General features: G+C 63.0%; 23 protein-coding genes. 9 read left to right on the top strand and 14 right to left on the bottom strand.

Annotated features, from left to right (window positions below; genetic code table 11):
- The first annotated feature begins 94 nt into the window (after positions 1-94).
- Positions 95-826: an SDR family oxidoreductase gene (locus NKJ46_RS16200; protein ID WP_352564456.1), complete on the top strand. Its 732-nt coding sequence runs from the start codon at positions 95-97 to the stop codon at positions 824-826.
- Between the two features lie 140 nt (positions 827-966).
- Here NKJ46_RS16200 and NKJ46_RS16205 read toward each other — a convergent pair whose 3' ends face one another.
- A complete protein-coding gene (locus NKJ46_RS16205) occupies positions 967-2,187 on the bottom strand; it encodes an alanine racemase (protein WP_023721223.1) in 1,221 nt (406 codons plus the stop codon).
- A 225-nt stretch (positions 2,188-2,412) separates the two neighbouring features.
- Here NKJ46_RS16205 and NKJ46_RS16210 point away from each other — a divergent pair, with 225 nt between their 5' ends.
- Positions 2,413-3,330: a DMT family transporter gene (locus NKJ46_RS16210; RefSeq protein ID WP_352564454.1), complete on the top strand. Its 918-nt coding sequence runs from the start codon at positions 2,413-2,415 to the stop codon at positions 3,328-3,330.
- Between the two features lie 36 nt (positions 3,331-3,366).
- On the opposite strand, the gene NKJ46_RS16215 is transcribed toward NKJ46_RS16210, so the two are convergent.
- The 4 genes from NKJ46_RS16215 to NKJ46_RS16230 form a co-directional block, all read right to left on the bottom strand.
- Positions 3,367-4,056, bottom strand: coding sequence for an RES family NAD+ phosphorylase (locus NKJ46_RS16215; RefSeq protein WP_352665950.1), 690 nt, complete (start codon positions 4,054-4,056; stop codon positions 3,367-3,369).
- Positions 4,057-4,494, bottom strand: a complete 438-nt coding sequence (locus NKJ46_RS16220; RefSeq protein ID WP_352564452.1) for an antitoxin Xre/MbcA/ParS toxin-binding domain-containing protein — start codon at positions 4,492-4,494, stop codon at positions 4,057-4,059.
- Between the two features lie 593 nt (positions 4,495-5,087).
- Positions 5,088-6,005 carry a methylenetetrahydrofolate reductase [NAD(P)H] gene (gene metF, locus NKJ46_RS16225; RefSeq protein ID WP_352665951.1) on the bottom strand — a complete coding sequence of 306 codons (918 nt, stop codon included), beginning with the start codon at positions 6,003-6,005 and terminating at the stop codon, positions 5,088-5,090.
- Positions 6,005-7,027, bottom strand: a complete 1,023-nt coding sequence (locus NKJ46_RS16230) for an ArsR/SmtB family transcription factor (RefSeq protein ID WP_352564449.1) — start codon at positions 7,025-7,027, stop codon at positions 6,005-6,007. The genes metF and NKJ46_RS16230 overlap by 1 nt, the downstream gene beginning before the upstream one ends.
- Positions 7,028-7,169: 142 nt before the next feature.
- Here NKJ46_RS16230 and tsaA point away from each other — a divergent pair, with 142 nt between their 5' ends.
- Complete coding sequence (gene tsaA, locus NKJ46_RS16235) at positions 7,170-7,694, top strand: tRNA (N6-threonylcarbamoyladenosine(37)-N6)-methyltransferase TrmO (protein ID WP_352564447.1); 525 nt, start codon at positions 7,170-7,172, stop codon at positions 7,692-7,694.
- Positions 7,691-8,002: a DUF2293 domain-containing protein gene (locus tag NKJ46_RS16240; RefSeq protein WP_352564446.1), complete on the top strand. Its 312-nt coding sequence runs from the start codon at positions 7,691-7,693 to the stop codon at positions 8,000-8,002. Before tsaA ends, NKJ46_RS16240 begins: the two co-directional genes overlap by 4 nt.
- Before the next feature lie 301 nt (positions 8,003-8,303).
- Here the strand turns inward: NKJ46_RS16240 and NKJ46_RS16245 are convergent, their stop codons facing one another.
- Positions 8,304-8,921, bottom strand: a complete 618-nt coding sequence (locus NKJ46_RS16245; RefSeq protein WP_352564444.1) for an MOSC domain-containing protein — start codon at positions 8,919-8,921, stop codon at positions 8,304-8,306.
- 207 nt (positions 8,922-9,128) lie between these two features.
- Between NKJ46_RS16245 and NKJ46_RS16250 the strand changes: the two genes are divergently transcribed.
- Complete coding sequence (locus tag NKJ46_RS16250; protein ID WP_352564443.1) at positions 9,129-9,695, top strand: methyltransferase family protein; 567 nt, start codon at positions 9,129-9,131, stop codon at positions 9,693-9,695.
- A gap of 68 nt (positions 9,696-9,763) precedes the next feature.
- On the opposite strand, the gene NKJ46_RS16255 is transcribed toward NKJ46_RS16250, so the two are convergent.
- The 4 genes from NKJ46_RS16255 to ettA form a co-directional block, all read right to left on the bottom strand.
- Complete coding sequence (locus NKJ46_RS16255) at positions 9,764-10,885, bottom strand: beta-ketoacyl-ACP synthase III (RefSeq protein ID WP_352564441.1); 1,122 nt, start codon at positions 10,883-10,885, stop codon at positions 9,764-9,766.
- 121 nt (positions 10,886-11,006) lie between these two features.
- Complete coding sequence (locus NKJ46_RS16260) at positions 11,007-11,342, bottom strand: hypothetical protein (protein WP_352665952.1); 336 nt, start codon at positions 11,340-11,342, stop codon at positions 11,007-11,009.
- A gap of 109 nt (positions 11,343-11,451) precedes the next feature.
- A complete protein-coding gene (gene tam, locus NKJ46_RS16265) occupies positions 11,452-12,222 on the bottom strand; it encodes a trans-aconitate 2-methyltransferase (RefSeq protein WP_352564437.1) in 771 nt (256 codons plus the stop codon).
- 45 nt (positions 12,223-12,267) lie between these two features.
- Complete coding sequence (gene ettA, locus NKJ46_RS16270) at positions 12,268-13,917, bottom strand: energy-dependent translational throttle protein EttA (protein ID WP_352453385.1); 1,650 nt, start codon at positions 13,915-13,917, stop codon at positions 12,268-12,270.
- Between the two features lie 347 nt (positions 13,918-14,264).
- Here ettA and NKJ46_RS16275 point away from each other — a divergent pair, with 347 nt between their 5' ends.
- Entirely contained in the window at positions 14,265-15,560 is a 1,296-nt protein-coding gene (locus NKJ46_RS16275; RefSeq protein ID WP_352665953.1) for a GGDEF domain-containing protein, read from the top strand.
- A 27-nt stretch (positions 15,561-15,587) separates the two neighbouring features.
- Here the strand turns inward: NKJ46_RS16275 and NKJ46_RS16280 are convergent, their stop codons facing one another.
- The 4 genes from NKJ46_RS16280 to NKJ46_RS16295 all read right to left on the bottom strand — a co-directional run bounded on the left by NKJ46_RS16280 (position 15,588) and on the right by NKJ46_RS16295 (position 18,758).
- Positions 15,588-16,202, bottom strand: coding sequence for a hypothetical protein (locus NKJ46_RS16280; protein WP_352564433.1), 615 nt, complete (start codon positions 16,200-16,202; stop codon positions 15,588-15,590).
- Between the two features lie 73 nt (positions 16,203-16,275).
- Positions 16,276-17,289, bottom strand: a complete 1,014-nt coding sequence (locus NKJ46_RS16285; protein ID WP_352564431.1) for a ribonuclease T2 family protein — start codon at positions 17,287-17,289, stop codon at positions 16,276-16,278.
- 120 nt (positions 17,290-17,409) lie between these two features.
- Positions 17,410-17,859: a MarR family winged helix-turn-helix transcriptional regulator gene (locus tag NKJ46_RS16290; protein WP_352665954.1), complete on the bottom strand. Its 450-nt coding sequence runs from the start codon at positions 17,857-17,859 to the stop codon at positions 17,410-17,412.
- Positions 17,856-18,758 (bottom strand): alpha/beta fold hydrolase, encoded by a 903-nt coding sequence (locus NKJ46_RS16295; RefSeq protein ID WP_352564428.1) that lies wholly within the window; start codon positions 18,756-18,758, stop codon positions 17,856-17,858. Before NKJ46_RS16295 ends, NKJ46_RS16290 begins: the two co-directional genes overlap by 4 nt.
- Positions 18,759-18,904: 146 nt before the next feature.
- Here NKJ46_RS16295 and NKJ46_RS16300 point away from each other — a divergent pair, with 146 nt between their 5' ends.
- The 3 genes from NKJ46_RS16300 to NKJ46_RS16310 all read left to right on the top strand — a co-directional run bounded on the left by NKJ46_RS16300 (position 18,905) and on the right by NKJ46_RS16310 (position 22,740).
- A complete protein-coding gene (locus NKJ46_RS16300; protein WP_352564426.1) occupies positions 18,905-19,840 on the top strand; it encodes an alpha/beta fold hydrolase in 936 nt (311 codons plus the stop codon).
- 78 nt (positions 19,841-19,918) lie between these two features.
- Positions 19,919-21,094 carry a CaiB/BaiF CoA transferase family protein gene (locus NKJ46_RS16305; protein ID WP_352505567.1) on the top strand — a complete coding sequence of 392 codons (1,176 nt, stop codon included), beginning with the start codon at positions 19,919-19,921 and terminating at the stop codon, positions 21,092-21,094.
- A complete protein-coding gene (locus NKJ46_RS16310) occupies positions 21,091-22,740 on the top strand; it encodes a thiamine pyrophosphate-binding protein (protein WP_352564425.1) in 1,650 nt (549 codons plus the stop codon). The genes NKJ46_RS16305 and NKJ46_RS16310 overlap by 4 nt, the downstream gene beginning before the upstream one ends.
- The last annotated feature ends 1 nt before the right edge of the window (position 22,741 follow it).

The raw sequence follows: 22,741 nt of genomic DNA on the forward strand, positions 1-22,741 counted from the left end.
GATAATAGGCTATTCTCTTAGCAATAGCATGCCTCTAGCTTTCCCTGGAACGCCGCTCGATCGAGGCGGCCGTCATCAGACGGAAGGAGAAGCCATGCATCGTCCACTCGAAGGCAAAACCGCACTTGTGACCGGCAGTTCACGCGGCATCGGACGCGCCATCGCGGAGGGGCTCGCGGCCAAGGGTGCTGCCGTGGTCGTCAACTATGTCGGCAACGAGAAGGCAGCCAGGGAGGTCGTTGCCGCCATTGAAGGGAATGGCGGAAAAGCCGTCGCCATCCAGGCGGACGTCTCCAGTCTCCCCGACATTCGCAGGCTGTTCGAGGAGACCGAAAGGCAGATGGGGCCGATTGACATCGTCGTCGCCAATGTCGGCGTCGCCGTCATAAAGCCGCTCGTCGATGCCACCGAAGCGGACTTCGATCACGTCTTCGGCGCCAATGCCAAGGGCACCTTCTTCACGCTTCAGGAGGCGGCGCGCCGCGTTCGCGACGGTGGCCGTATCATTGCCGTCTCCACCGGTGGAACCAGGATGTTCTTCACGCAGACGGCGCTTTATCTCGGCAGCAAGGGAGCCGTCGAGCAGTTCGTCCGCGTCCTCTCGCGCGAACTCGGTCCGCGCGCCGTTACCGTGAATGCGCTTTCACCAGGCTTCACCGACACTGACCTGCTCCCCGAACGGGACCGCGCCGTGGCCGCCGGCATGTCGCCCTTCGGCCGGATCGGAGCACCACGCGACGTCGCCGATGTCGCGGTTTTCCTGGCTTCCGACGAAGCTCGCTGGCTTACCGGCGAGAACATCCAGGCCGGCGGCGGCGTGGCCTGACTACGGGGGGTGAATGGTGAATGGTGAATGGTGAATGGTGAATGGTGAATGGTGAATGGTGAATGGTGACAATTCACCGAAGCGGACGGAACGCAAGAACTACTTCCAATCACTATTCACTATTCACCATTCACCATCAACTAATCCGCCATCGTCTCCAGGCTGGCAAACCCCTGCGGCGCATCGCCTTCGTCGAATGGCGTCGCCACCTCGACGAAAGTATCGGGATAGAAGCCGTTGAACCGTGTTCGGAGCGACAGCGAATAGGCGCCGATATGGCCGATCTCGATCCAATCGCCGGTATCGACGGTTTCGGGCAACCAGAACGGCCGCGACAATATATCGACGGAATCGCAGGTCGCGCCGCAGACCTTGAACGGCACGATGGTCTTGTCCTCGCCATTGCGCGAGCGGATCGCCGGATCGGGGATGAAGCGAGCCGGCAGCGTGATCTTGCCGGTCCATGAATCCGACAGCGACGCCCAGATGCCGTCATTGATGTAGAGCCTTTTGCCCTTGCGCAGCAGCACACGCACAATCAGCGACAGGCAGCGCGCCACGATCACCCGGCCGGGCTCGGCCACCAGCGGCATCTGGTCGAACTGGTACTCCTGGAGGTCGCCCGACAGCCGCGACATGATCTGGCCGAGCGACGGCATCTCCGGCTTGCGGCTGTTCGGATCATGACCGTATTCGGCCGGAAAGCCGCCGCCGACATCGAGCCCGGCAATGTCGAAGCCGACGCGGTTGCGCACCCAGTCGGCGGAGGCCAGCGCCCGCTCATAGGTGTCGGGATCCTCGATCTGGCTGCCGACGTGAAAGCATAGGCCGACCTTGTAGCCCGTCCGGTTCAGCCGTTCGGCGAGTTCGACCGCATTGGCCGGTCCGGCGCCGAACTTCTTCGACAGCTCGTAGGCCGCCGAGCCTTTCGTCTGGATGCGCACGAACACGGTGATCGCGCCCGGATCGATGTCGAGCGCCCGCACCACCCTGGTCAGCTTGGTGATCTCGTCTTCATGGTCGAGCGAAATGACGCGGATGGCGTATTTTTCCAGCGCCAGCCTGATGTCCGACTGCGCCTTGACCGGGTGCATGTAGAGCATCTCGGCGTCGGGCGAGACGGCGCGCACGGCGGCGAATTCGCCGGGCGAGGCCACATCGAAGGCGCTGACGCCGGCCTCGACCAGGGCGTTGAGCACGATCTGTTCGCCATTGGTCTTGACCGCATAGGCGGTCTTGCCGGGAAACATGCCCATGAACTGTTTGGCGTCCGCCTTCAGCACCTGCGGGCGGAAGCAATAGATCGGATCGTCCGGGCGAAGCGCCAGCGCTGCCTCGCGGGCATTTTCGAATCGCTGCATGGACGAATCCCTTGACTGAGGCTGCGCACAATTAATCGAAGCTAGCGGCTAATGAAAACAATTCTATGTCTCGCCGCCCCGGCTTCGCGGCGCTACGCCGTTCTGTACCGCCGGTTATGGGCGAGCCAGGCCATCGCTCAGGTTTTGGGTGGCCCTTGCGGCCGGATCGGATATGGCGTGAACAGATGCCTGACGAGCAAGGCATCTCGTCTGGGAGGACGACCAATGGCGATAGCTGCCACCAACACTGTGCGCGGTCCGATGGTGCTCAAAGACTGGGCGCAGCTTCTGCTGCTCGGCGCCATCTGGGGCGGTTCGTTCTTCTTTGCCCGCATTGCGGTGGCGGAACTTCCGCCGCTGGTGCTGGTGCTGTTCCGCGTCACCATCGCGGCCGCGGCACTGCAGCTCTATCTTGCGGTCCGCGGCCCGTCGTTTCGCCTCGCCTTGCCGCATGCCGGCCTGTTCTTCCTGCTGGCGTTCGCCAACAACGTCATCCCTTTCTCGCTGATCTTTGCCGGCCAGACCGAGCTTGGCGCCGGTGTCGCCTCGGTGCTCAATTCGACGACGCCGTTCTGGACGCTGATCCTCGCCAACGCCCTGACCAGTGATGAAAAGCTGTCGTGGAACAAGCTCGCCGGCATCGCCCTCGGTATCGCGGGAACGGCGGTGATGATCGGTCCCGGCCTTGTCGCCGGGCTCGGCGGCCCGGTCTGGGCGAAATTCGCGCTCATCGGTGCCTCGGTCTCCTATGCGGTTGCGCTGATGATTGCCCGCCGCTTCAAGGGTGTCCCGTCACCGGTCATTGCCACCGGCCAATTGACTTGCTCGACCATCATCATGATCCCGGTCGTTTTGTTCACCTATGATGCCGCCAATCTGTTTTCGGCCTCGCCGCCGGTCTGGGCGGCGGTGCTGGCGCTGGCGCTGCTGTCGACGGCTTTCGCCTATATCCTCTATTTCAACCTTGTCGCCTCGGCCGGCGCCACCAACGCCTCGCTGGTCACGCTGATCGTGCCGGCCAGTGCCATCCTGCTCGGCTTCCTGTTCCTCGGCGAGCGGCTCGAACTGTTCGAACTCGGCGGCATGGCGCTGATCGCGCTCGGCCTCGTCACCATCGACGGTCGCCTGTTCGGGCGGCGTTAGAGATGGCACAGCGAAGTTGTCGCTTCCGATCGTGCGCTATATGGGCGTGATCGCGGGAACAGATGAACCCTGCCATTCCAGACGCCAGATACCGCCTTGCCGGAGATTCTGAACGAGATCGGGAAGGAAGGCGGCAAGGCAGGTCCCGCCAACATGTCTCACGGAAGGATACACAAGACCGGTCGCGGCGTCTTGCTTGCGGAGTTGTTTCGCCAGCGCCTGACCGGCCGGATAGGCTAAGGCGGTATCCGGATCGAGCACCGGGTCCTTGCTGAACTCAGCACCGCGCAGATCGTGAAACGAGCCTATGAAGTCGGCAACGAGCTCCGCGTAGTCGGTGACGTTTTCGAACCGTTCGATCGCGGCAAGCTCTCGCGTCAGATGAAACGAGACCTCGCCGAGCGCAGTTTCCGCATCGAACGCACAGTACCAAGCGCCCCTGGCATCATCGTTGAAACGATTGCCGCCCGGACGGGTGTAAGCGAACGCCGCATTGATGAAGGTGTAGCCTGGCCTCCCGAACACCAGTTCGCGCGGATCGAGGTCGGGCAATCCCCCTTGCTGCGCCTGAAGGCGGCCGCTGGTGGCTCCTTCGAGCTCCGCAAGGTCTTCCAAATCTCCATGATTCCTGGCCAACGGCATCAGGACCGGTTCCTTGAGCCTGCCTGTCGAAATCAGCCGGATCGTGTCGCGCTGGGAAATGTCAGCGCGCGGCGGGATCTGCATTCAAAGTCCACCGCGCAAGGCGTCGATGTGTTGGCGAACCTGCAGCAGTTTCGGAATGCCGCCCTCGATCATCACGTCCAGGGGGCGCCGGCCACCATAAAGAGGCCCTTTGTTCGGTAACCGCACCCATTCATCGGCAAGCGCTTCGGAAAACAGAAGCCGCAGTCCTTTGAAGATGCCGATCAGGGCGCTGATGCGTGTCAGCGAATCCTGGGAGAGAACGCCCTCCCATTCGCCCTTCTTCATGCGGAACCAGGTTCTCTCCGACACGTCGCCGATCAAGGCACAGATCTCGGTGCTGGTCAGATGCCAGATGTCTGCGAGCCTGACGATGCCGGCAACAGCAGCTGGCGTGATCCGCGCCCGTGCCGAGGCATCCGCCAGATTTGCCGGCAAAGCCTGATTTGCAGGATCGCGAACAGCATAAGCGACACTCATTCCGACCTCCAACACTTGGCAGGCAATATAGTGCCAATTGGCAGCATATTCAAGTCCGGGCTATCCTCACACCGCGCTGCTGGTTGCCCTTCGCGTCATGTAGCGTCCAGCATCCGGCTGGACGTGCAAAGGACGTTTCGAATCTTCGTTCGTTCCGAAATCGATTCCGATTTCTGGCGCGGTAGCGCTGCCATTCTCGTTGCTGCCTCGGCTTTGCCACAAATTATTCACAGGTCCCGAGCCGGCTTTTGACAAAGAGTTTCAATGCCTAACGGCAAACGGCAGGTCGCAAATTCCACAATCTCGTCGCATTGCAGCAAAGTTTCTGCTTGCCTGTGGCACAAATGACCCTAGACTCTCGCCATAGCTCTTTAAGAGGAGGCTATGACATGGGACTGACGAGGCCGATCAACGCATTGATGATTTGTGCTGCGTTTGCATTCATCGGCGCCCTCATTATGGGCGTCCTTCCATAAGGCCGCTGAGCGGGGGAAGACCAGCACCGAATACTCCAAATCATTGAAAAGGCCGGGCATTTTGCCCGGCCTTTTGCATTCCCCGATCTTTGGCATTTCAAAAAGGAGCTTGCCGCTTTACGCCGCGGCGGATCCCGCCGCCTCGACGTCGTGCGACCTGATGCCGATCATGTGGCAGATGGCAAAGACCAGATCGGCCCGGTTCATCGTGTAGAAGTGGAAATCGCCGACGCCGCGCTCGACAAGGTCCAGCACCTGCTCGGCCGCCACGGCAGACGCCACCAGCGCATGCGTTTGCGGGTCGTTTTGCAGCCCATCGAAGCGCTCGGCCAGCCATGCCGGCACCAAGGCTCCGCACCGTGCCGAGAAGTTGGCGACCTGGGTGAAATTGTGCACCGGCAATATGCCCGGCACGATCGGTATGTAGATGCCGGCCCGCCGTGCCCGCTCGACATAGCGTTCATAGAGATCGTTGTCGAAGAAGAACTGGGTGATCGCCCGCGTCGCTCCGTTGTCGGCCTTGCGCTTCAGCATGTCGAAGTCGGTGGCGAAATCCGGGCTTTCCGGATGTTTTTCCGGATAGGCCGAGACTGATATGTCGAAATCGCCGGCGCCCTTCAGCGCATCGACCAGTTCGGCGCCATTGGCATAGCCTTCCGGATGCGGCCGGTAGGCCGCGCCGACGCCCTCGGCCGGATCGCCGCGCAGGGCGACGAAACGCTTGACGCCCATGTCGGCGAACTCCCGGATCACCGCATCGACCTCGTGGCGCGCCGCATCGACGCAGGTCATGTGCGCCGCCGGCGTCAGCGTCGTTTCATTGAGGATGCGCTTGACGGTACGGGCCGTGCGCTCGCGGGTCGAACCACCGGCGCCATAGGTGACCGAGACGAATTTCGGCCTGAGCGGCTCCAGCCGGGTGACCGTGTCCCACAGCCTTGCTTCCATGTCGTCGTTTTTCGGCGGAAAGAACTCGAACGAAACCCTGACCTTGTCGCCGATGTCGGGGCGGCGGGAGAAGCGGAACTGGTTCATCAGGCGGTTTCCCCTATCGGATACGCATTGGCCGGTTGTCTGTCGTTGGAAGGCTCGGCAATCAGCATGCGCCGATCGCGGCCGAGCCAGAGTTTGACGGTGAGCTTGGCCTCGTTGCCGCCGCGCGGCTCGAATTCCTGGCTGTCCTCGAGGTCGAGGCCGGCCTCGGAAAACCAGTCGCCAATTTGCCGGTCGGAAAAGCCGAGGCGCATATGCGCGTGCTCCTCGCGCAAGAACTCCAGCGTGTGCGGCGCGAAATCGACGATCACCAGCCGGCCGGCCGGGCGCAACAGCCGCGCCGCCTCGCGGATGGCGCGGGCGGGATCGTCGAGATAGTGCAGCACCTGATGGATGGTAACGAGGTCGAAGGCGTCGCGCTCGACCGGCGGCGCAAAAATGTCGCCCTGGCGCACCTGCGCATTCGAAACGCCCGCCTTGTCGAGATTGGCGCGCGCCACAGTCAGCATCTCGCGCGACATGTCGATGCCGACGCCGCGCCGATAGAGCGGCGAAAAGATCTCGAGCAGCCGTCCGGTGCCGGTGCCGAGATCGAGCATCGACTGGAACGGCCGCTTGCCGACGACTTTGATGAGGGCTGCCTCGACCGCGCGGTCCGGCACATGCAGCGAGCGGATATGGTCCCAGCTTGCGGCGTTTACCGAGAAATATTCGGCAGCCCGGTCCTGCCGCTTGCGCTTGACCGCGGCCAGCCGTTCGAGATCACGCTCGACCTGCGGATCGGCGCCGCGGATGCCGGAAACCAGCCTCAGCACGAAATCGCGCGAGGAGTCGGAATCCGATAGCCGGAAGAACGCCCACGAGCCCTCCTGGTAGCGGCCGATCAGCCCTGCCTCCAGCAGCAATTTCAAATGGCGCGAGACGCGCGGCTGCGATTGGCCGAGGATTTCGGTGAGATCGGACACCGTCAGATCGCCGCGCGACAGCAGCGCCAATATGCGCAGCCGGCTGGATTCGGCAGCCGCCTTCAATGTATCTACCATCGTGTCGAGAGCGACATGCATGCGAGCATTCTCTTTGAAAAGATATAAACATATGTTTATGTCGGTTTTGATAGGCTTGCAAGCGCTATGTCGCTTCCGGACAAGAAAATGACGCATGCGTCGCGGACCGCGCAAGCCCGCAAGCATGATCGAGGCGAGACCCATGTTCGAAACGCGCAGCGGCGAAAAGCTTCTGGAAACCGACCCGGCAACGATGCCGCCGGATGGCCACATCGTCTTCATCGGCCGCATCGCTTCGCCTTGGATTACGCGGGAGACCTGCCCCAAAAACATGAAGGCCGCGCGGGAGACGGGACAGCCGGCGGCTCTCACGATCGATCCGCTCTATCGGGACGGCCTGCTTGGGCTGGAACGCGCCAGCCACGTCATCATCCTGTCCTGGCTGCACCATGCGCCGCGGCAACTGATTGTCCAGAAACCCCGCCATGCCACGGAGCCGAAAGGCGTCTTTTCGCTGCGCTCCCCTGCCCGGCCGAACCCAATTGGGCTGCATGTCGCCAAGCTCGTTACACTCGACATCGACATCGGCCGCGTCGAGCTTGACGCCATCGACGTGCTCGACGGCACGCCGGTCATCGACATCAAGCCCTATTTCGCCTCGACCGATGCCTTCGCCGAGGCGACCATGGCTGGGCGGAACGAGACGTCCAGATCGGACGAGCGGTGAGCGCCCCGACCGGCCGCCGCCGCGCCATCGCCAAGGCGCTGACAGCGCTTCTGCCGCTGGCGCCCTATGCCGACATGGAAAAGATCCGTGCCGATGCCGGCGCCGTGCACATGAAGAGCTTGCCGCCGAGCATTGCCGTGTGGCTGGCGACGATTGCGCATATTCGTCACGCCCACACCGACTACGAAAAGCTGCTCGCCGACGGCTATGACCGCGATTCCGCGCGCTTCTTCGTCATCGAACAAACCAACATCGCGCTGACCCGCTGGCGTGCCACCCGTCTGCTCGACGATGAGGATGAGGCGTAGAGGACGGCAAGCAGACGCGTCGAGTTCTGCGGCGCCCCCTCTGTCCCGCCGACGTCAGGTCGGCAACAAAAAACCCGCCTCGGGAGGCGGGTCGTTGGAGCCAATTAGCACCATACCCAAATTAGTAGCATAGCTGCCGGCACAAAGCAAGAACAAAGTTGCTCGCCTTCAGCATTGAATCGCGACTTCGTTTCAGCATGGGTTTTGAGAGGTCCAGGGACAGTGCCCCTCTGCCCTGCAGGATATAGGGGTACGAAGGAACGCGGCTCGACTGGCAACACCGCCTTGCCTGGACTCACCTTCAGGCCCGGTAAATCCACTGCTCGGGCACGCGCACCGATATCTCCTCGCCGGCCGTGATCGTGCCGGGCTTCTCGACCCAGGCGACGAGCCCGCGCAAGCGCTTTGCCGCCTTCGGGAACAGCAGCGCGCCGGCCTCGTGGTCGGCCATCCCGGCCTTTTCGGCGACTGATCGGCCGGCGATCCGGCAAGGCCCGTTCTGCGCGTCGATCTTGACGGTCGCGCCGCCTTTGAAGAACAGCAGCGAGCCGGATGGCAGCATCGAGAGGTGCGGCAGGCCTTCGATCAGGAGATTGGCGCCGATCCATTCAGGCTTGATCTCGGTAATGCCCATCCGTTCGGCAACGATTGCCAGTTCGTCCGCCGCGACGATCGACAATTGCCGTTCGTTGCGCATCTCGGTGCCGCGCGGATACCAGGGTTCCCGCCCGCCGGAGCGCCGCGTCGTGCCGGCGTGGAAATCGCCTTCGATACCGTCGAAGCCGAGCTGCAGCGTATCCACCGCTCGTGTCTCAAAACGATCGAATGATGCGAGATAGAGCGCCGCCACCCTGGCGGCGAGTTTTCGCGCCGGCACGATCTCGACTGGATTTTCGGTTGCGGGAAACAGATCCGGCATTGGTCTCATTCCTAGCGACGGGATGCAATTAGCCGAAGTCGATTTATAGGGTCCAGTCGAAAGCGTTGATGCTCCAATCAAGACGGCTGATACGGGTCGGCACCACCAGCGTCCTGGTTGAATCGAGCCCTTGCACAAGCGTGCCGCATTGCTGCCGCGCTGCATCGGTTGATAATATCGGTCAGGTTAAGCCTGCGGAGGTTTATCGTGCATCCCGCATCGGCAATCGCGCAGCTCTGGCTGCTCTGGGTCGTCTCATGGGCCGCGGCCGCCTTCTGGGCCGACCGGGCAGAAAAACGCGCCGGCTTCGAGGCCGAACTGCCCTACCGGGCCGTGCTGGTGGTCGGCACGATCCTGCTCTTCATCCCGGCGCACGGTTACGCCGGCCCGCTGAGGCTTTGGACGCCGAACCTTGCCGAAGCGTGGATCTGCGTCGCGCTGATTGCCGCCGGCCTGGCATTTGCCTGGTGGGCGCGGCTGCATCTCGGCCGCCTGTGGTCGGGCACGGTCACCGCCAAGGCAGAGCACCGCGTCATCGACAGCGGCCCCTACCGGCTGGTCCGCCACCCGATCTACACCGGGCTGCTTCTGGCAATCCTCGCCACCATGGCGGCGAAAGGCACCCTCTGGGGCATCGCTGGCGCCGCCCTTCTCACCGCCGGCATCATCATGAAGGCAAGGCTGGAGGAGCGTTTTCTGCGCAGCGAACTGGGTAGCGCTTACGACGACTATGCCAGGCGCGTTCCGATGCTGGTTCCGTTCGCGCCGAGCTAATGCATGTCGCCCAAAAGCATGCCCTCGGGCTTGAACCGAGGGCGCACAGCGGTTTTGGGACAACGAGTCTAAAGCATGCGCAACAGCGCGCCCCCGATCGAGTAGCCGGCGCCGAAGGCGCAGAGCAGGCCATAGTCGCCGGCCTTCATATCGGCATGGTTCTCCGACAGGGCGACGATTGCGCCGGCGGCGGCGGTGTTGCCGAGGCGCTCCAGCACCATCGGCGCGCGGTCATGATCGACGTCATGGCCGAACGACAGTTTCAGGATCATGGCGTTCATCCGCGCATTGGCCTGATGCAGCCAGAAGCGCCGGATCGCTTGCGGCGTCAGCCCGTGCTCGGCCAGGAATTCGACGATGAACTTGTGGCCGGCGACCGTGACTTCCTTGAACACCTTGTTGCCGATCTGCTTGATCAGATTGCCTTCCAGATCGATCATGTACGGATCGTCCTGGGTGGCGCGGGTGTAATAACCGAGATTGGTGCGGATGCTGTTCGACATCTGCGTCCAGGCGCGCGTGTCGAGCACCTCGAAGCGCCCCGGCCGCTTCTCGCCTTGCGCGAGCCCCTCGACGATCATCGACACGGAAGCGTCGCCGAAGATGAAATGCGTCTGCCGGTCGCGAAAATTGAGATGGCCGGTGATGATCTCCGGCGTCGTCACCAGCACGCGTTTATGCGCCCCTGCCCGCACCAGGTTGACGGCGATGTGCAATGCCGCCGCCGCCGACGAGCAGCCAAGCCCCATATCGAAGCCGGCGCCTTTCGTCCCCATCGCCTGCTGCATTTCGATGGCGATCGCCGGATAGGGCCGCTGATGGTGCGAGGCGGAGCAGATCACCAGGTCTATATCCCCGGGCTTCAGCCCGGCATGATCGAGCGCCTTGCTGGCCGAGGCGATGCCGAACTCGGCCTCCAGCGACAGCGCATCGTCGGGCCGCGCCGGGAAGCGCGGCGCCATGCGGTTCGGGTCGAGGATGCCCTCCCGTTCGATGACATGGCGGGTCTGGACGCCCGAGGCATGGACGATGAAGGCACTGTCCGATTTCTGCAGCAGCGGCTCGCCCGATACCTCGCGGCGGACGTTCTCCATGTCCACCCAGCTGTTGAAGCTGGCGACGAGTTCCTCATTGGTGATCGAAGCTTCGGGGATCTCAACGCCGATGCCGCTGATGATGACGCGATGCATTTCCAGTTCGTCCCGTGCGCAGGCGTTGCGGCTTCATGTCGACGCCGCAAAAAGCTCGGCGCAACCTCTTTTGCACCTAGCCAGTTTATGCCGGCTTAAATCAAGTCCCTGGAAACAGTCTTTACCAGGCGCAGAGCTTGGTATTGGTCTGCGGGTTGTTCCAGCAGGCACCGTCATCGCGGCTCCGCACGAATTGCCCGGGCAGCGGCACGTTGCGGCGGCCGAGATTGACATAGCCATAGGCAAAACCCGGCCCGTCGATCTCCAGGACGTAAGTCGGATAGCCCGGCGCCGAGCTGCGAAAGCTGCCGGCATCGTCCAGCGCCCGGTAGCTGCAGGAGAAATAGCCGTCATCGCTGGTGAAGCAGCGCGCTCGCTTGGCCTGCGCCGATATCGAAAAGGCAAGCATAGCGGCCGCACAAATACTGCCGCCGAAAACCATCTTTTTCAGTGTCATCATCCACCCCCCATGGCCCATGAAGGGCCGTGCCCCAGTGAGATGCGCATGACGGCGAAAGCCGGTCAAGCACCCGCTGCTGGCTGTTTTTGGGTGTAGCTAAGAGCTTCTAAGCAGAACGCCGCGCCACGATGAAGAGACGGGGAAAGCGCAGCAATACCTTGCCGCTTGCCGTTTTCGGATAGGCTTCGCTGATCCTGGCCGTGTAGCGCGTCAGGAAAAGGAGCCGCTCGTTTTCGTCGAGCGGATCGAGGAACGGCTTCAGCCCCGTCGACTTCACCCACTCGACGATCGCCTCGGCATCGGCCAGCGGATGATTGTAGATCGTGTGCCAGATATCGAGCCGATCCGAGAATGGCGACAAAAGGTCGTAGTAGAACGCGACCGGCGGCAGCGGCGCGCGGGCCGCGCGCTCGAGCTTTTCGACAAACGGCATCTCGGCCGCGGTCTCCCGCATCAGCCGGTGCGAAGGCTCGGCCATGTTGTCCGGCATCTGCACGGCAAGCGCGCCGCCAGGCGCCAAAAATCCCATCAGCCGCTGGAAGACCGCCGGATGCTCCGGCAGCCACTGAAACACCGCATTGGCAAAGATCACGTCGACTGGTTCGGCCGGCTGCCACGCCGCCGCATCCGCCAGCGCAAAGCTGACGCCGGGCAGGCGCGCCTTGGCCTTCTCGATCATGTCGGGCGAGGTATCGAAGCCGCTGATCTGCGCCTGCGGCCAGCGCTCGACCAGCAATTCGGTCGAATTGCCCGGCCCGCAGCCAATGTCCACGACCCTGCGCGGTGCCGGCACCTGCACCTGCGCAACGAGATCGCGCGCCGGGCGGGTGCGCTCATCCTCGAATTTCAGGTAGAGGGCGGCGGACCAGTCGGCCATCTTGGTTCCTCAGATCATTTGAGAATTCGCCGCCCTGTAAATGTCTTACCGCGTCAGCCGCTTATACGTCATGCGGTGCGGGTTGACCGCTTCCGGGCCGAGACGGCGGATCTTGTCCTGCTCGTAATCCTCGAAATTGCCTTCGAACCATTCGACATGGCTGTCGCCCTCGAAGGCGAGGATGTGCGTCGCCAGACGATCGAGGAACATGCGATCGTGCGAGATGATGACGGCGCAGCCGGCGAAACTCTCGAGCGCGTCTTCAAGTGCGGCCAGCGTTTCGGTATCGAGATCGTTGGTCGGTTCGTCGAGCAGCAGCACGTTGCCGCCGGTCTTCAGCATCTTGGCCAGATGCACGCGGTTGCGCTGACCGCCGGAGAGATTGCCGACCTTTTGCTGCTGGTCGCCGCCGCGGAAATTGAACGACGCGCAATAGGCGCGGGTGTTGGCTTCGAACTTGCCGAGCTTGACCACTTCGGCGCCGCCCGAGATCTCTTCCCAGACGGTCTTGGTCGGGTCGAGTGCGTCGCGGCTCTGGTCGACATAACCAAGCTTGACCGTCTCGCCGACGCGGATGGTGCCGGCATCGGGCTTTTCCTGGCCGGTGATCATGCGGAACAGCGTCGTCTTGCCGGCGCCGTTCGGGCCGATGACGCCGACGATGCCGCCGGGCGGCAGCTTGAATTCGAGATCGTCGATCAAAAGCGTGTCGCCAAAGCCCTTCGACAGGCCCTCGACCTCGATCACCACATTGCCGAGCCGCTCGCCGTGCGGAATGACGATCTGCGTGTCGCTCGGACGCCGCTTGTCGGCTGCATCCAGCAGATCCTGGAACGCCTGGATACGGGCTTTCGACTTGGTCTGCCTAGCCTTAGGGCTCGACTGGATCCACTCGCGCTCGCGGCCGATCGCCCGCTGGCGTGCATCGTCCTCGCGGCCCTCCTGCTTGAGCCGCTTGGCCTTGGCTTCGAGATATTTGGTGTAGTTGCCTTCGTACGGGATTCCGCGGCCACGATCGAGCTCGAGGATCCAGCCGGTGACGTTGTCGAGGAAGTAGCGATCGTGGGTGATGATCATCACCGCGCCCGGATAGGCGCGCAGATGCTTTTCCAGCCACGCCGTCGTCTCGGCGTCGAGATGGTTGGTCGGCTCGTCGAGCAGCAGAAGGTCAGGCTGGCGCAGCAGCAGCTGGCACAGCGCGACGCGACGGCGCTCGCCGCCCGACAGCTTGGTGACGTCGGCCTCCTTGGGCGGGCAGCCGAGTGCCTCCATCGCCATCTCGACCTGCTGTTCGAGATCCCAGAGGTTGAGCCGGTCCATCTCGTCCTGCAGCTTGGCCGACTCGTCCGCCGTCTCGTCGGAATAGTTCATCATCAATTCGTTGTAGCGCTCGATGATGGCGGTCTTGGCGGCGACGCCTTCCATGACGTTCTCGAACACGTTCTTGTTCGGATCGAGCGCCGGCTCCTGCGCCAGGTAACCGACGGTAGCACCCTCGGCCAGCCAGGCCTCGCCGCTCCACTCCTTGTCGATGCCGGCCATGATCTTGAGGATCGTCGACTTGCCGGCGCCGTTGGGGCCGAGGATGCCGATCTTGGCGTCCGGGTAGAAGGACAGATGAATGTTCTCGAGCACCTTCTTGGTGCCGTAGGCCTTGTTGAGGCCGGCCATGTGATAGATGAACTGGCGTGCCACGCGCGCTTTCCCTGAAAAGTCGACTGATGTCGGATTTGAATGGAAGTTGGGCGCTATGTAAGCGATGCGGCCCCGAACGGCAAACAGTTTTGGCCCTAGAGCAATTCCAGGAAAAGTGTGAAACGGTTTTCCGTCCGGAATTGCGTCAAAAACAAAAAGATGGGGCGGTTCAGCGTTTCAGTGAAACGATGAACCGCCCCCAGGCGGATTTGGTCGCACCCGCAAACGCTTAGCCGCTTCATTTCGTGCCGGCGCCCGGGCGAAAGCTCCGGTTAACCATTCCGCGTCAAAACAGTGTTGGATGGGAAATCGCTGGCAGCCGCGATTTCGGGGAGAGAGATCGGGCCGTGCTGAACAGTTTCCTGCTTTTTGCCGAAGCGGTTCTCTATTTCGGCATCATGGTCACGCTTTTTCGGTTCAGGGGCCGCATCGGCCTCGGCGTCTTTGTTTGCGCCCTTGGCGTCATGCATTTCCTGGAAACCTATCTCGCCAGCGTCTTCTACGTCGCGCTACCGTTCGGCATGGTATCGCCGGGTTCGGCCGTGCTGTTTTCCGGCAAGCTGGTCATGCTTCTCCTGCTCTACATCAAGGAGGACGCGGCAACCGTCCGCCAGCCGATCTACGGCCTGCTGCTCGGCAATACCCTGATGATCGGGCTCGTGCTGATCCTGCGCCTGCACGACATCGCACCGCTGCCCGACGGCAAGCTTCCCGACATCGGCTTTATCGACGAGATGGGCTGGCTGATGGTGTGGGGCACGACGCTGCTGTTCGTCGACGCCATCCTGATTATCCTGCTCTATGAAAAGCTCGGCAAATATCTGCGCAAGGCGCTTTTCACCCGAATCCTAGTCTCCGTCGCCTGCGTGCTCACCTTCGATCAGGCAGGTTTTTTCACGGCGCTGCATTTCGTCACCGGTGCGCCGGTGGCGGTGTTCTTCGGCGGCTGGTTCGCCAAGATGGCAGCGGCCCTGATCTACAGCACCATGCTGGTCGCCTATATCAGGTGGTTCGAGGCACGGCAGGTGCCGGCGCCGCGTGGGCTTTCCGACATTTTCGACACGCTGACCTATCGCGAGCGCTATGAAGCGCTGGTCGAGCACGTCGGTCGCGACGGCCTCACCGGCCTGCTGCAAAGGGGTCGCTTCGACAGCGAAGGCGAGGCCTCCGTGGCAACCAGCCTGCGGACCGCCAGGCCGCTCAGCCTGCTGATCATCGATGTCGACCACTTCAAATCGATCAATGACCGCTTCGGCCATGCCGAGGGCGACAAGGTGCTGAAAGCCCTGGCGATTTTGCTTGGCGAACTTGTCGGGACCGAAGATCAACTGTTCAGGATCGGCGGCGAGGAATTCGCCATCCTCGGCTGGCGTCCGCAGCCGCTCGCCAGGCTGCTGGGCGAAACCGTCAGGCAAGCGGTCAAGACGTCCGCAAGCACCAGCCGGTTCGACATCACCGTCAGCGCCGGCATCTCGACGGTCAGCGAGACCACCCGTTGCCTTGCCGATCTCTTCGCGCTCGCCGACCAGCGTCTCTACAAGGCCAAATCGACGGGGCGCGATCGCGTTGTCGGCGAACCGGGCGGCAGCGAAGCAGACGGCCGCAACACATGGACTAGGCCGGAGCGCAGCGCCGGCGCGTAACGCTACTCTGGCCTTTGCTTGGGGCAATCAGGATTGTTTGCGCCGCTGCCATCCGCCGATCGCAACCGAAACCGCCACCAGCGCGATCGCCAGCCATTTCAACGCGGTAATAATCGGGCCGGCTTCGATATCGTAGGCGATGAACAGAAGGATGCCCGGCACCAACAGGCCGCAGAGCACGAGCGTGATCCGGTTGATCTGCCATGACACTTTTGCCGCAAGCGCCTGGTCGCCGGGCACGGCGACAAGCGCGGCCCGCATTGCCTTCGGCGCGACCAGCGCGGCCGAAAGACGCAGCGAAATCGGCAGGCCGATGCCGATGATCAGGAAGGCGCATGCCGCCAGGAGCAGCGAAAACTTGAGCGCACTGGTTTCGGCCGGTACCGGGAACAGCAGCGCCGCCAGCGGCAGGAAGACACAGAAGATCCCGAGCGCGGCAATGGCGATGAAGATCGCCGCGTTGACCAGCGTGAACAATTGGTACGTGCCGCCGCCGACGGGTTTGGCGAGCGTGGTCATGCGCACCCACTCGACTTCGGAGTAGGAAAAGCCCGGCCATTCCATATGGCCGTCGCGGATCGCCGTCATGCCCTTGGCCCAGAACGCCAGCCGCGCCAGCGCGCCGCTCGTCATGCCACTCATCGCCACCCCCTGCGAATGATACCCGCGGGATCATACCATCCCCGGCGCAAAGCGACAGTCGCGTTCGGCCTGTTTACTGGAACCCGACGGCATCGACCGTGCCCTTCGGGCAGCCGGCCTTGGTTGTCGGCGCCGAGGCAAGCAGCAGGGTACCGAGCGAAGCGTTCGAGGCGATCGGGCCGGTCAGGCCGAGCGTCAGCTCGCCGATCAGCCGCCTGCCGTTCGAAGGATCGATCACGCAGGACACGCGGACCCGGTCGCCCGCGCCTTTGCCGAACGCGCTGTCGAAGGTGCTGCGGATCTGATCGGACGTAAGCTGCTTGCCGATGCTTCTGGTGAAGAGATCGCGCACCGGCGAAGCATTCACCGCGCGCATCAGGTTCAAGGCGTCGGCGAAATACTCCTGCTGGCTCTTGCCGTAGCAGGTGCCGTGCTTGATCCATTCATGCCTTTCGAGGGCGGATGCGGTGCCCGGCATCACCTGGTCGAGTTCCGCTCGCGTATTCGGGTCCAGCGTGACCGGCGGCAAATCCCGCCAGTGCGCTGGATCGTCGTTCGCCTTGTCGCTTGCCGCGACCTGGCAATAGAAATTTCCGTTCGGCTGCGGCCACAACCCATGCAAGGTGAAGTGGGTCGCATCGAAACCGGCGGCGGTCTGCGCCCGGCATTCGGTCTTGCTGGATTTGGTCTCGCAGAAAGCCGGCTGCCAGCTCAGCGCGAAGACATATTCCGGCTTTCCGGACGCCGATGGCTTGTTCGGCTCGGCAGGTGCCGGTGCAGCCGGCATCGCCGACGCATTGCCACCCGAAACATGGCCGCAACTGATCTTGACCCAGCGGCGCTCCGGATCGGCGCCCGGCACCCGAATGAGATAGTGCGTGGGCGCGTCCTTGTTGCCGGCCAGCAGATCGTAGCTCTGGCCAGCCGCAGTCGATATGTTGCCGGGGTTCTTGCCGCTCTTGATCGCCTGCGTTGCCGGACAGGCGGAATCGGCGACGAAAGAGCCGGTCATCTTCACATCGGCCCGCGCCGCGCTTGCGCCAGCAAACGCAAGAAACACCGCCCCCCATATCGCCCAAATCCGCATTCCGGCACTCCTCGTGATTCACGCGGCAAGCTAGAAACTTGCGACATGTCAGAATTACGATTTCTTTCGCCGGCCGTAAAAACAATCGCCAGCGCATTGAGACGGCTCTCGCGTAGTCGATCAGGATCCGCCCGCCTCCACCCGTTCTGTCAGGGTGCGCAGCAGATCAAGCGAGGCTTTCAGCGCGTCGGCGTCCATACCCTCCGAAACGCGGTTCGCCCAAACATGCTGGCGTGTGCCGATATTCTTGACCGCTGCCCAGCCGGTATCGGTTATCGACAACAGCTTGGCGCGGCGATGCGCCGGGTTGTCGGCATAGGCAGCAAGCCCCTCCGCAGCCAGTATGTCGGCCAGCCGCTGTACGCTCTGACGGGCGAGGCCCATGTCGCGGGCGATGTCGGCCACGGATTTCGGCTCCTTCAAAACCGCACCCAAAACCTGCCAGCGCGCTGCCGTCAGCCCGGTTGGAGCGGCCAGCCGGTCGGCCGCATCCAGAAAACTGCCGTTCAGCCTGAACACGGCAAGCACCAGATCGGTGAGCACATTTGCGGCTTCGGTCCTGGTCGTCATTTCTGGCCGGCCTCGATGGTCGCGACGAAATTGTTGACGGCTTCGGCTACGACCTCGGGCTTGTCGAGCATCACCCAATGGCCGCTGCCCGCCACGATCTGGCGCGGAATGTCCGTGCGCAGCCGGTAGAGCGCGACTGGAGTGTCACTAGCCTCGGTAGCCAATACGAACATCGGCCCGCGATACGCATTGAGTGCCGGCTCCGAGTTCCATTCGGCCAGTGCCTTGCCGACACCTGCCCTCGCCGCCGGATCGACCACTGCCGCATCGGCCAGAACACGCTGGCGAACAGCCGCGTTAGGGCCGGCAATCGACGTGTAGTAGGCGTTCAGGACATCGCGGCCTTGCGGACCGGCCAGATCGCGGACAAAGCCGTCACGAATCGCCTGCGGCAGCGCACGAGGATCGGTCGCCGGGTCGACGAGCAAGACACCGGCGACCCGGTCGGCATGGCTGGCGGCATAAGCGAGCGCCACGCCACCACCGCCGCTGTGCGCGACAATGAGAAACCGCTTCAGGCCAAACGCGTCGGCCACGGCGCCGACATCCATTGCACGGCCGTCATAGCCATAGTCACCGTCCTGCGCCGGCGCGGAGGCGCCATGGCCGCGAAAATCGAAGGCTACCGCCTCGCGGCCTTCGACGGAGAGCTGCATCACCCGGTCCCAGTGGGAAGCGCGGCTGCAATCTCCATGCAGGAACATGATCGGCAGGCCATTGCCGGCGTTGATCCTATAAGTGGCAAGCTGGCCTTGCGGGCCCGGAACGGTGGACGTCATCATGGTGATCTCCCTGGTTTCCTGACTGAACGCAGCAATCCCTGGCAGCAGGGTGGCCGTCGTAAAGGCGAAGGCCGCCAGCAAGATTGCACGCCGCGAAATGGCCCCGGTGGTTTTCATAGTCATATCCCCAATCTGCTGCTGACCATTTGACAGCATGCTGTCATGCAATCACATTGACAGCATGCTGTCAACTGCGGCCGAATGGGCACCGTCCCTTGACGTCGATCGCTGCGTCGCCCAACAGTCGCCGACGGGAGCGAGACATGCCATTTGACGAGCAGAGGATGCTGGCATCGCCGACCGGCGCCGAGCTCAACCTTTATGTGAAACACGCCATCGGCCAACCGCGCGCAGTCATCCAGATCAATCACGGACTGGCCGAGCACGCCGCGCGCTATGCCCGCTTCGCCGCTTTCCTCGGCGAGCGCGGCTACCAGGTCTACGCGCACGACCACCGTGGCCATGGCGCCACCAAGGCGCCGGACGCGCCACCCGGCAGGTTCGCCGATGCGGATGGCGGCGCCAAGGTCATCGCCGATGTCGCCGCCGTCCACGATCTGATCGCCACGGAACGGCCCGGCCTGCCGGTCATCGTCTTCGGCCATTCCTTGGGCGCGTCGGTCGCACTGAACTTTGTTCTCCGCCACTCGGCGCGCATCCACGCCGCCGCGATCTGGAACGGCAATTTCTCGGCCGGACTGCTCGGCCAAATCGCGCTGGGCATGCTTGGTTGGGAAAAGTTCCGGCTTGGCTCAGACGTGCCGTCGCGCCTGCTGCCCCGGCTGACGTTCCGGGCCTGGGGCAAGGCCGTGCCCAATCACCGGACGCCGTTCGACTGGCTGTCGCGCGATGCCATAGAAGTCGAGAAATACATCGCCGACCCGCTTTGCGGCTGGGATGCGTCGGTGTCGATGTGGCAGGACATCGTCAAGATGACGCTGCATTGCGGCAGCGACAGCAATTTTTCCGGCGTGCGGCGCGACCTGTCCGTCAACCTGGTCGGAGGCGAGCACGATCCGGCCTCGGACGGCGGCAAGGCGGTCAGCCATCTTGCCGGCCGAATGCACATGATGGGCTTTTCGAATCTCGTGTCAAAGGTTTACGCCAAAACCCGCCACGAAAGCCTGAACGAGATCAACCGAGACATCATCATGGAGGATTTTGCCGCCTGGGCCGACCGCGTGCTGAGGGCACAGTGATACTGGCCCATTGCAAGGGCCGTGACAGCGGCGCGCGGGATTGATAGAGGCTGCGCTTTCGATCAACCACGGTGATCCATGACTGAGCCTCCGCTCAAAGGCATCCGCGTCATCGAACTCGCACGTATCCTCGCCGGGCCATGGGCCGGGCAGCTGCTTGCCGACCTCGGCGCCGACGTGATCAAGGTCGAAAGCCCGGACGGCGGCGACGACACCCGCAAATGGGGACCGCCCTTTGTCATCGGCCATGACGGCGAGAACCTTTCGGCCGCTTATTACCATTCCTGCAACCGCGGCAAGCGCTCCATCGCCATCGACTTCTCGACGCCCGAGGGCGCCGAGACGGTGCGCCGGCTGGTCGCGACATCGGACGTGCTGATCGAAAACTTCAAGGTCGGCGGGCTTAAGAAATACGGCCTCGACTATGACAGCCTGAGGAAAATCAACCCACGGCTGATCTATTGCTCGATCACCGGTTTTGGCCAGTCGGGACCGTATGCGCCGCGTGCCGGCTATGATTTCATCATCCAGGGCATGGCCGGCATGATGTCGATCACCGGCGAAGCCGGCCGCGAACCGCAGAAGGCCGGCGTCGCTATTTCAGATGTTTTCACCGGGCTTTATTCGGTCATCGCCATCCAGGCGGCGCTTCGCCATGCCGAGAAGACCGGCGAAGGCCAGCATATCGACATGGCGCTCTACGACACCCAGATCTCGACGCTCGGCAACCAGAACCTCAACTATCTCGTCTCCGGACAGTCGCCGGTGCAGATGGGCAATGCGCATATGAACATCGCGCCCTACGAAGTGGTGCCGGTGAAGAATGGCCACATCATCCTGGCGGTCGGCAATGACGGCCAGTTCGCAAAGTTCTGCGCTGCCGTCGGCCTCGACGAGCTGGCGTCGAACCCTGACTTCGCCACCAATCCCGCCCGCGTCGCCAACCGGGCAAAGTTGCGCGAGCACATGATCGAGGCGCTGAAAGCCTTCGATCGCGACCCGCTGCTGGCCAGGCTCGAAGCCGCCGGAGTGCCGGCCAGCCCGATCAACAACATCGGCCAGATGTTTGCCGACCCCCAGACCATCGCGCGAGGCATGCGGCTCGACCTCGATGACGGCCATGGCAATCTCTTGCCCTCGGTCCGGGCGCCGATGGTCATGTCCGGCACGCCACTGGTCTATGAGCGCCCGTCGCCGCGTCTCGGCGAACACACCGAAGAAATCCTTGCCGAACTGGAGAGGTCAGGAAAATGAAGACCGGCGGACAACTCATCGTCGATGCGCTCGAAGCCAACGGAACGGACCATATCTATTGCGTACCTGGCGAATCCTATCTGGCGGTGCTCGACGCGCTGCATGATTCGCCGATCCGCACTATCGTCTGCCGCCAGGAGGGCGGCGCCGCAATGATGGCCGACTGCCATGGCCGCCTGACCGGCAGGCCCGGCATCTGCTTCGTCACCCGCGGCCCCGGCGCCACCAATGCCTCGGCCGGCATCCACATCGCCATGCAGGATTCGGTCCCCCTCATCCTGTTCATCGGCCAGGTCGCCAGCCACGCCAAGGGGCGCGAGGCCTTCCAGGAGGTCGACTACGTCAGGTTCTTCGGCGATATCGCCAAATGGGTGGTCGAGATCGACGACGCCGCACGCATCCCCGAATTCGTCACACGCGCTTTTTCGGTGGCGACCTCCGGCCGCCCGGGCCCGGTCGTCATCTCGCTGCCCGAGGACATACTGACCAGCCTCGCCGAGGCACCGGAAGCCCAGCATTACACCCCTGTCGAGACGCGGCCTGGCGAAGCCGACCTCGACGCGCTGGACGTGTTGCTCAACAAGGCAAAGCGGCCCTTCGTCATCCTTGGCGGCACGCGCTGGGACGCGCAGGCCGTTGCACAGATGCGGACGATAGCCGAAGCCTGGTCGCTGCCGGTCGGCTGTTCCTTCCGCCGCCAGATGCTGTTCGACCATCTCCACCCGAACTATGCCGGCGATGTCGGCATCGGCATCAATCCCAAAGTAGCAACCGCCATCAAGCAGGCCGACCTTGTACTGCTCATCGGCGGCCGCATGGGCGAGATGCCGTCATCCGACTACACGCTGTTGAAGAGCCCCTACCCCGACCAGACGCTGGTCCATATCCATGCCGACGCCGGCGAGCTCGGCCGCGTCTACCGGCCGGCGCTGGCGATCAATGCCTCGCCTGCCGCTTTCGTCGAAGCCTTTGCCAAACGCAAGCCGGCCGCAACGCCGGTGTGGGCGGCGGAGGCAGCGAAGCTGCACGCCGCCTATCTCGACTGGTCGACGCCTCCGGAGAGCGGCCCCGGCGCCGTGCAGATGGGGCCGATCATGAATTATCTCGAAACGATGCTGCCGGACGACGCCATCCTCACCAACGGTGCCGGCAACTACGCCACCTGGGTACATCGTTACCATCGCTTCCGGCATTTCGGCACGCAGGCAGCACCCACATCCGGCTCGATGGGTTACGGCACGCCGGCGGCGGTCGCCGCCAAGCAGCTTTTCCCCGACCGCGACGTGATTGCCTTCGCCGGCGACGGCTGTTTCCTGATGAACGGCCAGGAATTCGCCACCGCCGTGCAATACGGGCTGCCGATCATCGTCATCGTCGTCAACAATGGCATCTACGGCACCATCCGCATGCATCAGGAGCGCGAATATCCCGGCCGTGTCGTCGCCACGGATTTGACGAATCCGGATTTCGCCGCTCTTGCCCGCGCTTACGGCGGCCATGGCGAGACGGTGGAAAAGACCGCCGACTTCGCCGCGGCCTTCGAGCGAGCGCGGGCCAGCGGCAAGCCGTCGATCATCGAGATCAGGCTCGACCCCGAGGCGATTACGCCGATGCGGACAATGACCCAGATACGGGAAAAGTCATGAT

This window comes from Mesorhizobium sp. M0166 (genome assembly GCF_040322255.1).
Taxonomy (GTDB): Bacteria; Pseudomonadota; Alphaproteobacteria; order Rhizobiales; family Rhizobiaceae; genus Mesorhizobium.

What these genes read in the sequence shown, in the direction of transcription:
- tsaA (WP_352564447.1), top strand. Translation starts at nt 7,170, where the DNA reads ATGTTCGAAACGCGCAGCGGCGAAAAGCTTCTGGAAACCGACCCGGCA.
- NKJ46_RS16245 (WP_352564444.1), bottom strand. Translation starts at nt 8,921, where the DNA reads ATGCCGGATCTGTTTCCCGCAACCGAAAATCCAGTCGAGATCGTGCCG.
- NKJ46_RS16260 (WP_352665952.1), bottom strand. Translation starts at nt 11,342, where the DNA reads ATGACACTGAAAAAGATGGTTTTCGGCGGCAGTATTTGTGCGGCCGCT.
- NKJ46_RS16300 (WP_352564426.1), top strand. Translation starts at nt 18,905, where the DNA reads ATGCCATTTGACGAGCAGAGGATGCTGGCATCGCCGACCGGCGCCGAG.
- NKJ46_RS16230 (WP_352564449.1), bottom strand. Translation starts at nt 7,027, where the DNA reads ATGCATGTCGCTCTCGACACGATGGTAGATACATTGAAGGCGGCTGCC.
- NKJ46_RS16215 (WP_352665950.1), bottom strand. Translation starts at nt 4,056, where the DNA reads ATGCAGATCCCGCCGCGCGCTGACATTTCCCAGCGCGACACGATCCGG.
- NKJ46_RS16255 (WP_352564441.1), bottom strand. Translation starts at nt 10,885, where the DNA reads ATGCATCGCGTCATCATCAGCGGCATCGGCGTTGAGATCCCCGAAGCT.
- NKJ46_RS16310 (WP_352564425.1), top strand. Translation starts at nt 21,091, where the DNA reads ATGAAGACCGGCGGACAACTCATCGTCGATGCGCTCGAAGCCAACGGA.
- NKJ46_RS16205 (WP_023721223.1), bottom strand. Translation starts at nt 2,187, where the DNA reads ATGCAGCGATTCGAAAATGCCCGCGAGGCAGCGCTGGCGCTTCGCCCG.
- NKJ46_RS16305 (WP_352505567.1), top strand. Translation starts at nt 19,919, where the DNA reads ATGACTGAGCCTCCGCTCAAAGGCATCCGCGTCATCGAACTCGCACGT.
- NKJ46_RS16295 (WP_352564428.1), bottom strand. Translation starts at nt 18,758, where the DNA reads ATGAAAACCACCGGGGCCATTTCGCGGCGTGCAATCTTGCTGGCGGCC.
- NKJ46_RS16285 (WP_352564431.1), bottom strand. Translation starts at nt 17,289, where the DNA reads ATGCGGATTTGGGCGATATGGGGGGCGGTGTTTCTTGCGTTTGCTGGC.
- NKJ46_RS16290 (WP_352665954.1), bottom strand. Translation starts at nt 17,859, where the DNA reads ATGACGACCAGGACCGAAGCCGCAAATGTGCTCACCGATCTGGTGCTT.
- NKJ46_RS16200 (WP_352564456.1), top strand. Translation starts at nt 95, where the DNA reads ATGCATCGTCCACTCGAAGGCAAAACCGCACTTGTGACCGGCAGTTCA.
- metF (WP_352665951.1), bottom strand. Translation starts at nt 6,005, where the DNA reads ATGAACCAGTTCCGCTTCTCCCGCCGCCCCGACATCGGCGACAAGGTC.
- NKJ46_RS16280 (WP_352564433.1), bottom strand. Translation starts at nt 16,202, where the DNA reads ATGAGTGGCATGACGAGCGGCGCGCTGGCGCGGCTGGCGTTCTGGGCC.
- NKJ46_RS16210 (WP_352564454.1), top strand. Translation starts at nt 2,413, where the DNA reads ATGGCGATAGCTGCCACCAACACTGTGCGCGGTCCGATGGTGCTCAAA.
- NKJ46_RS16220 (WP_352564452.1), bottom strand. Translation starts at nt 4,494, where the DNA reads ATGAGTGTCGCTTATGCTGTTCGCGATCCTGCAAATCAGGCTTTGCCG.
- tam (WP_352564437.1), bottom strand. Translation starts at nt 12,222, where the DNA reads ATGGCCGACTGGTCCGCCGCCCTCTACCTGAAATTCGAGGATGAGCGC.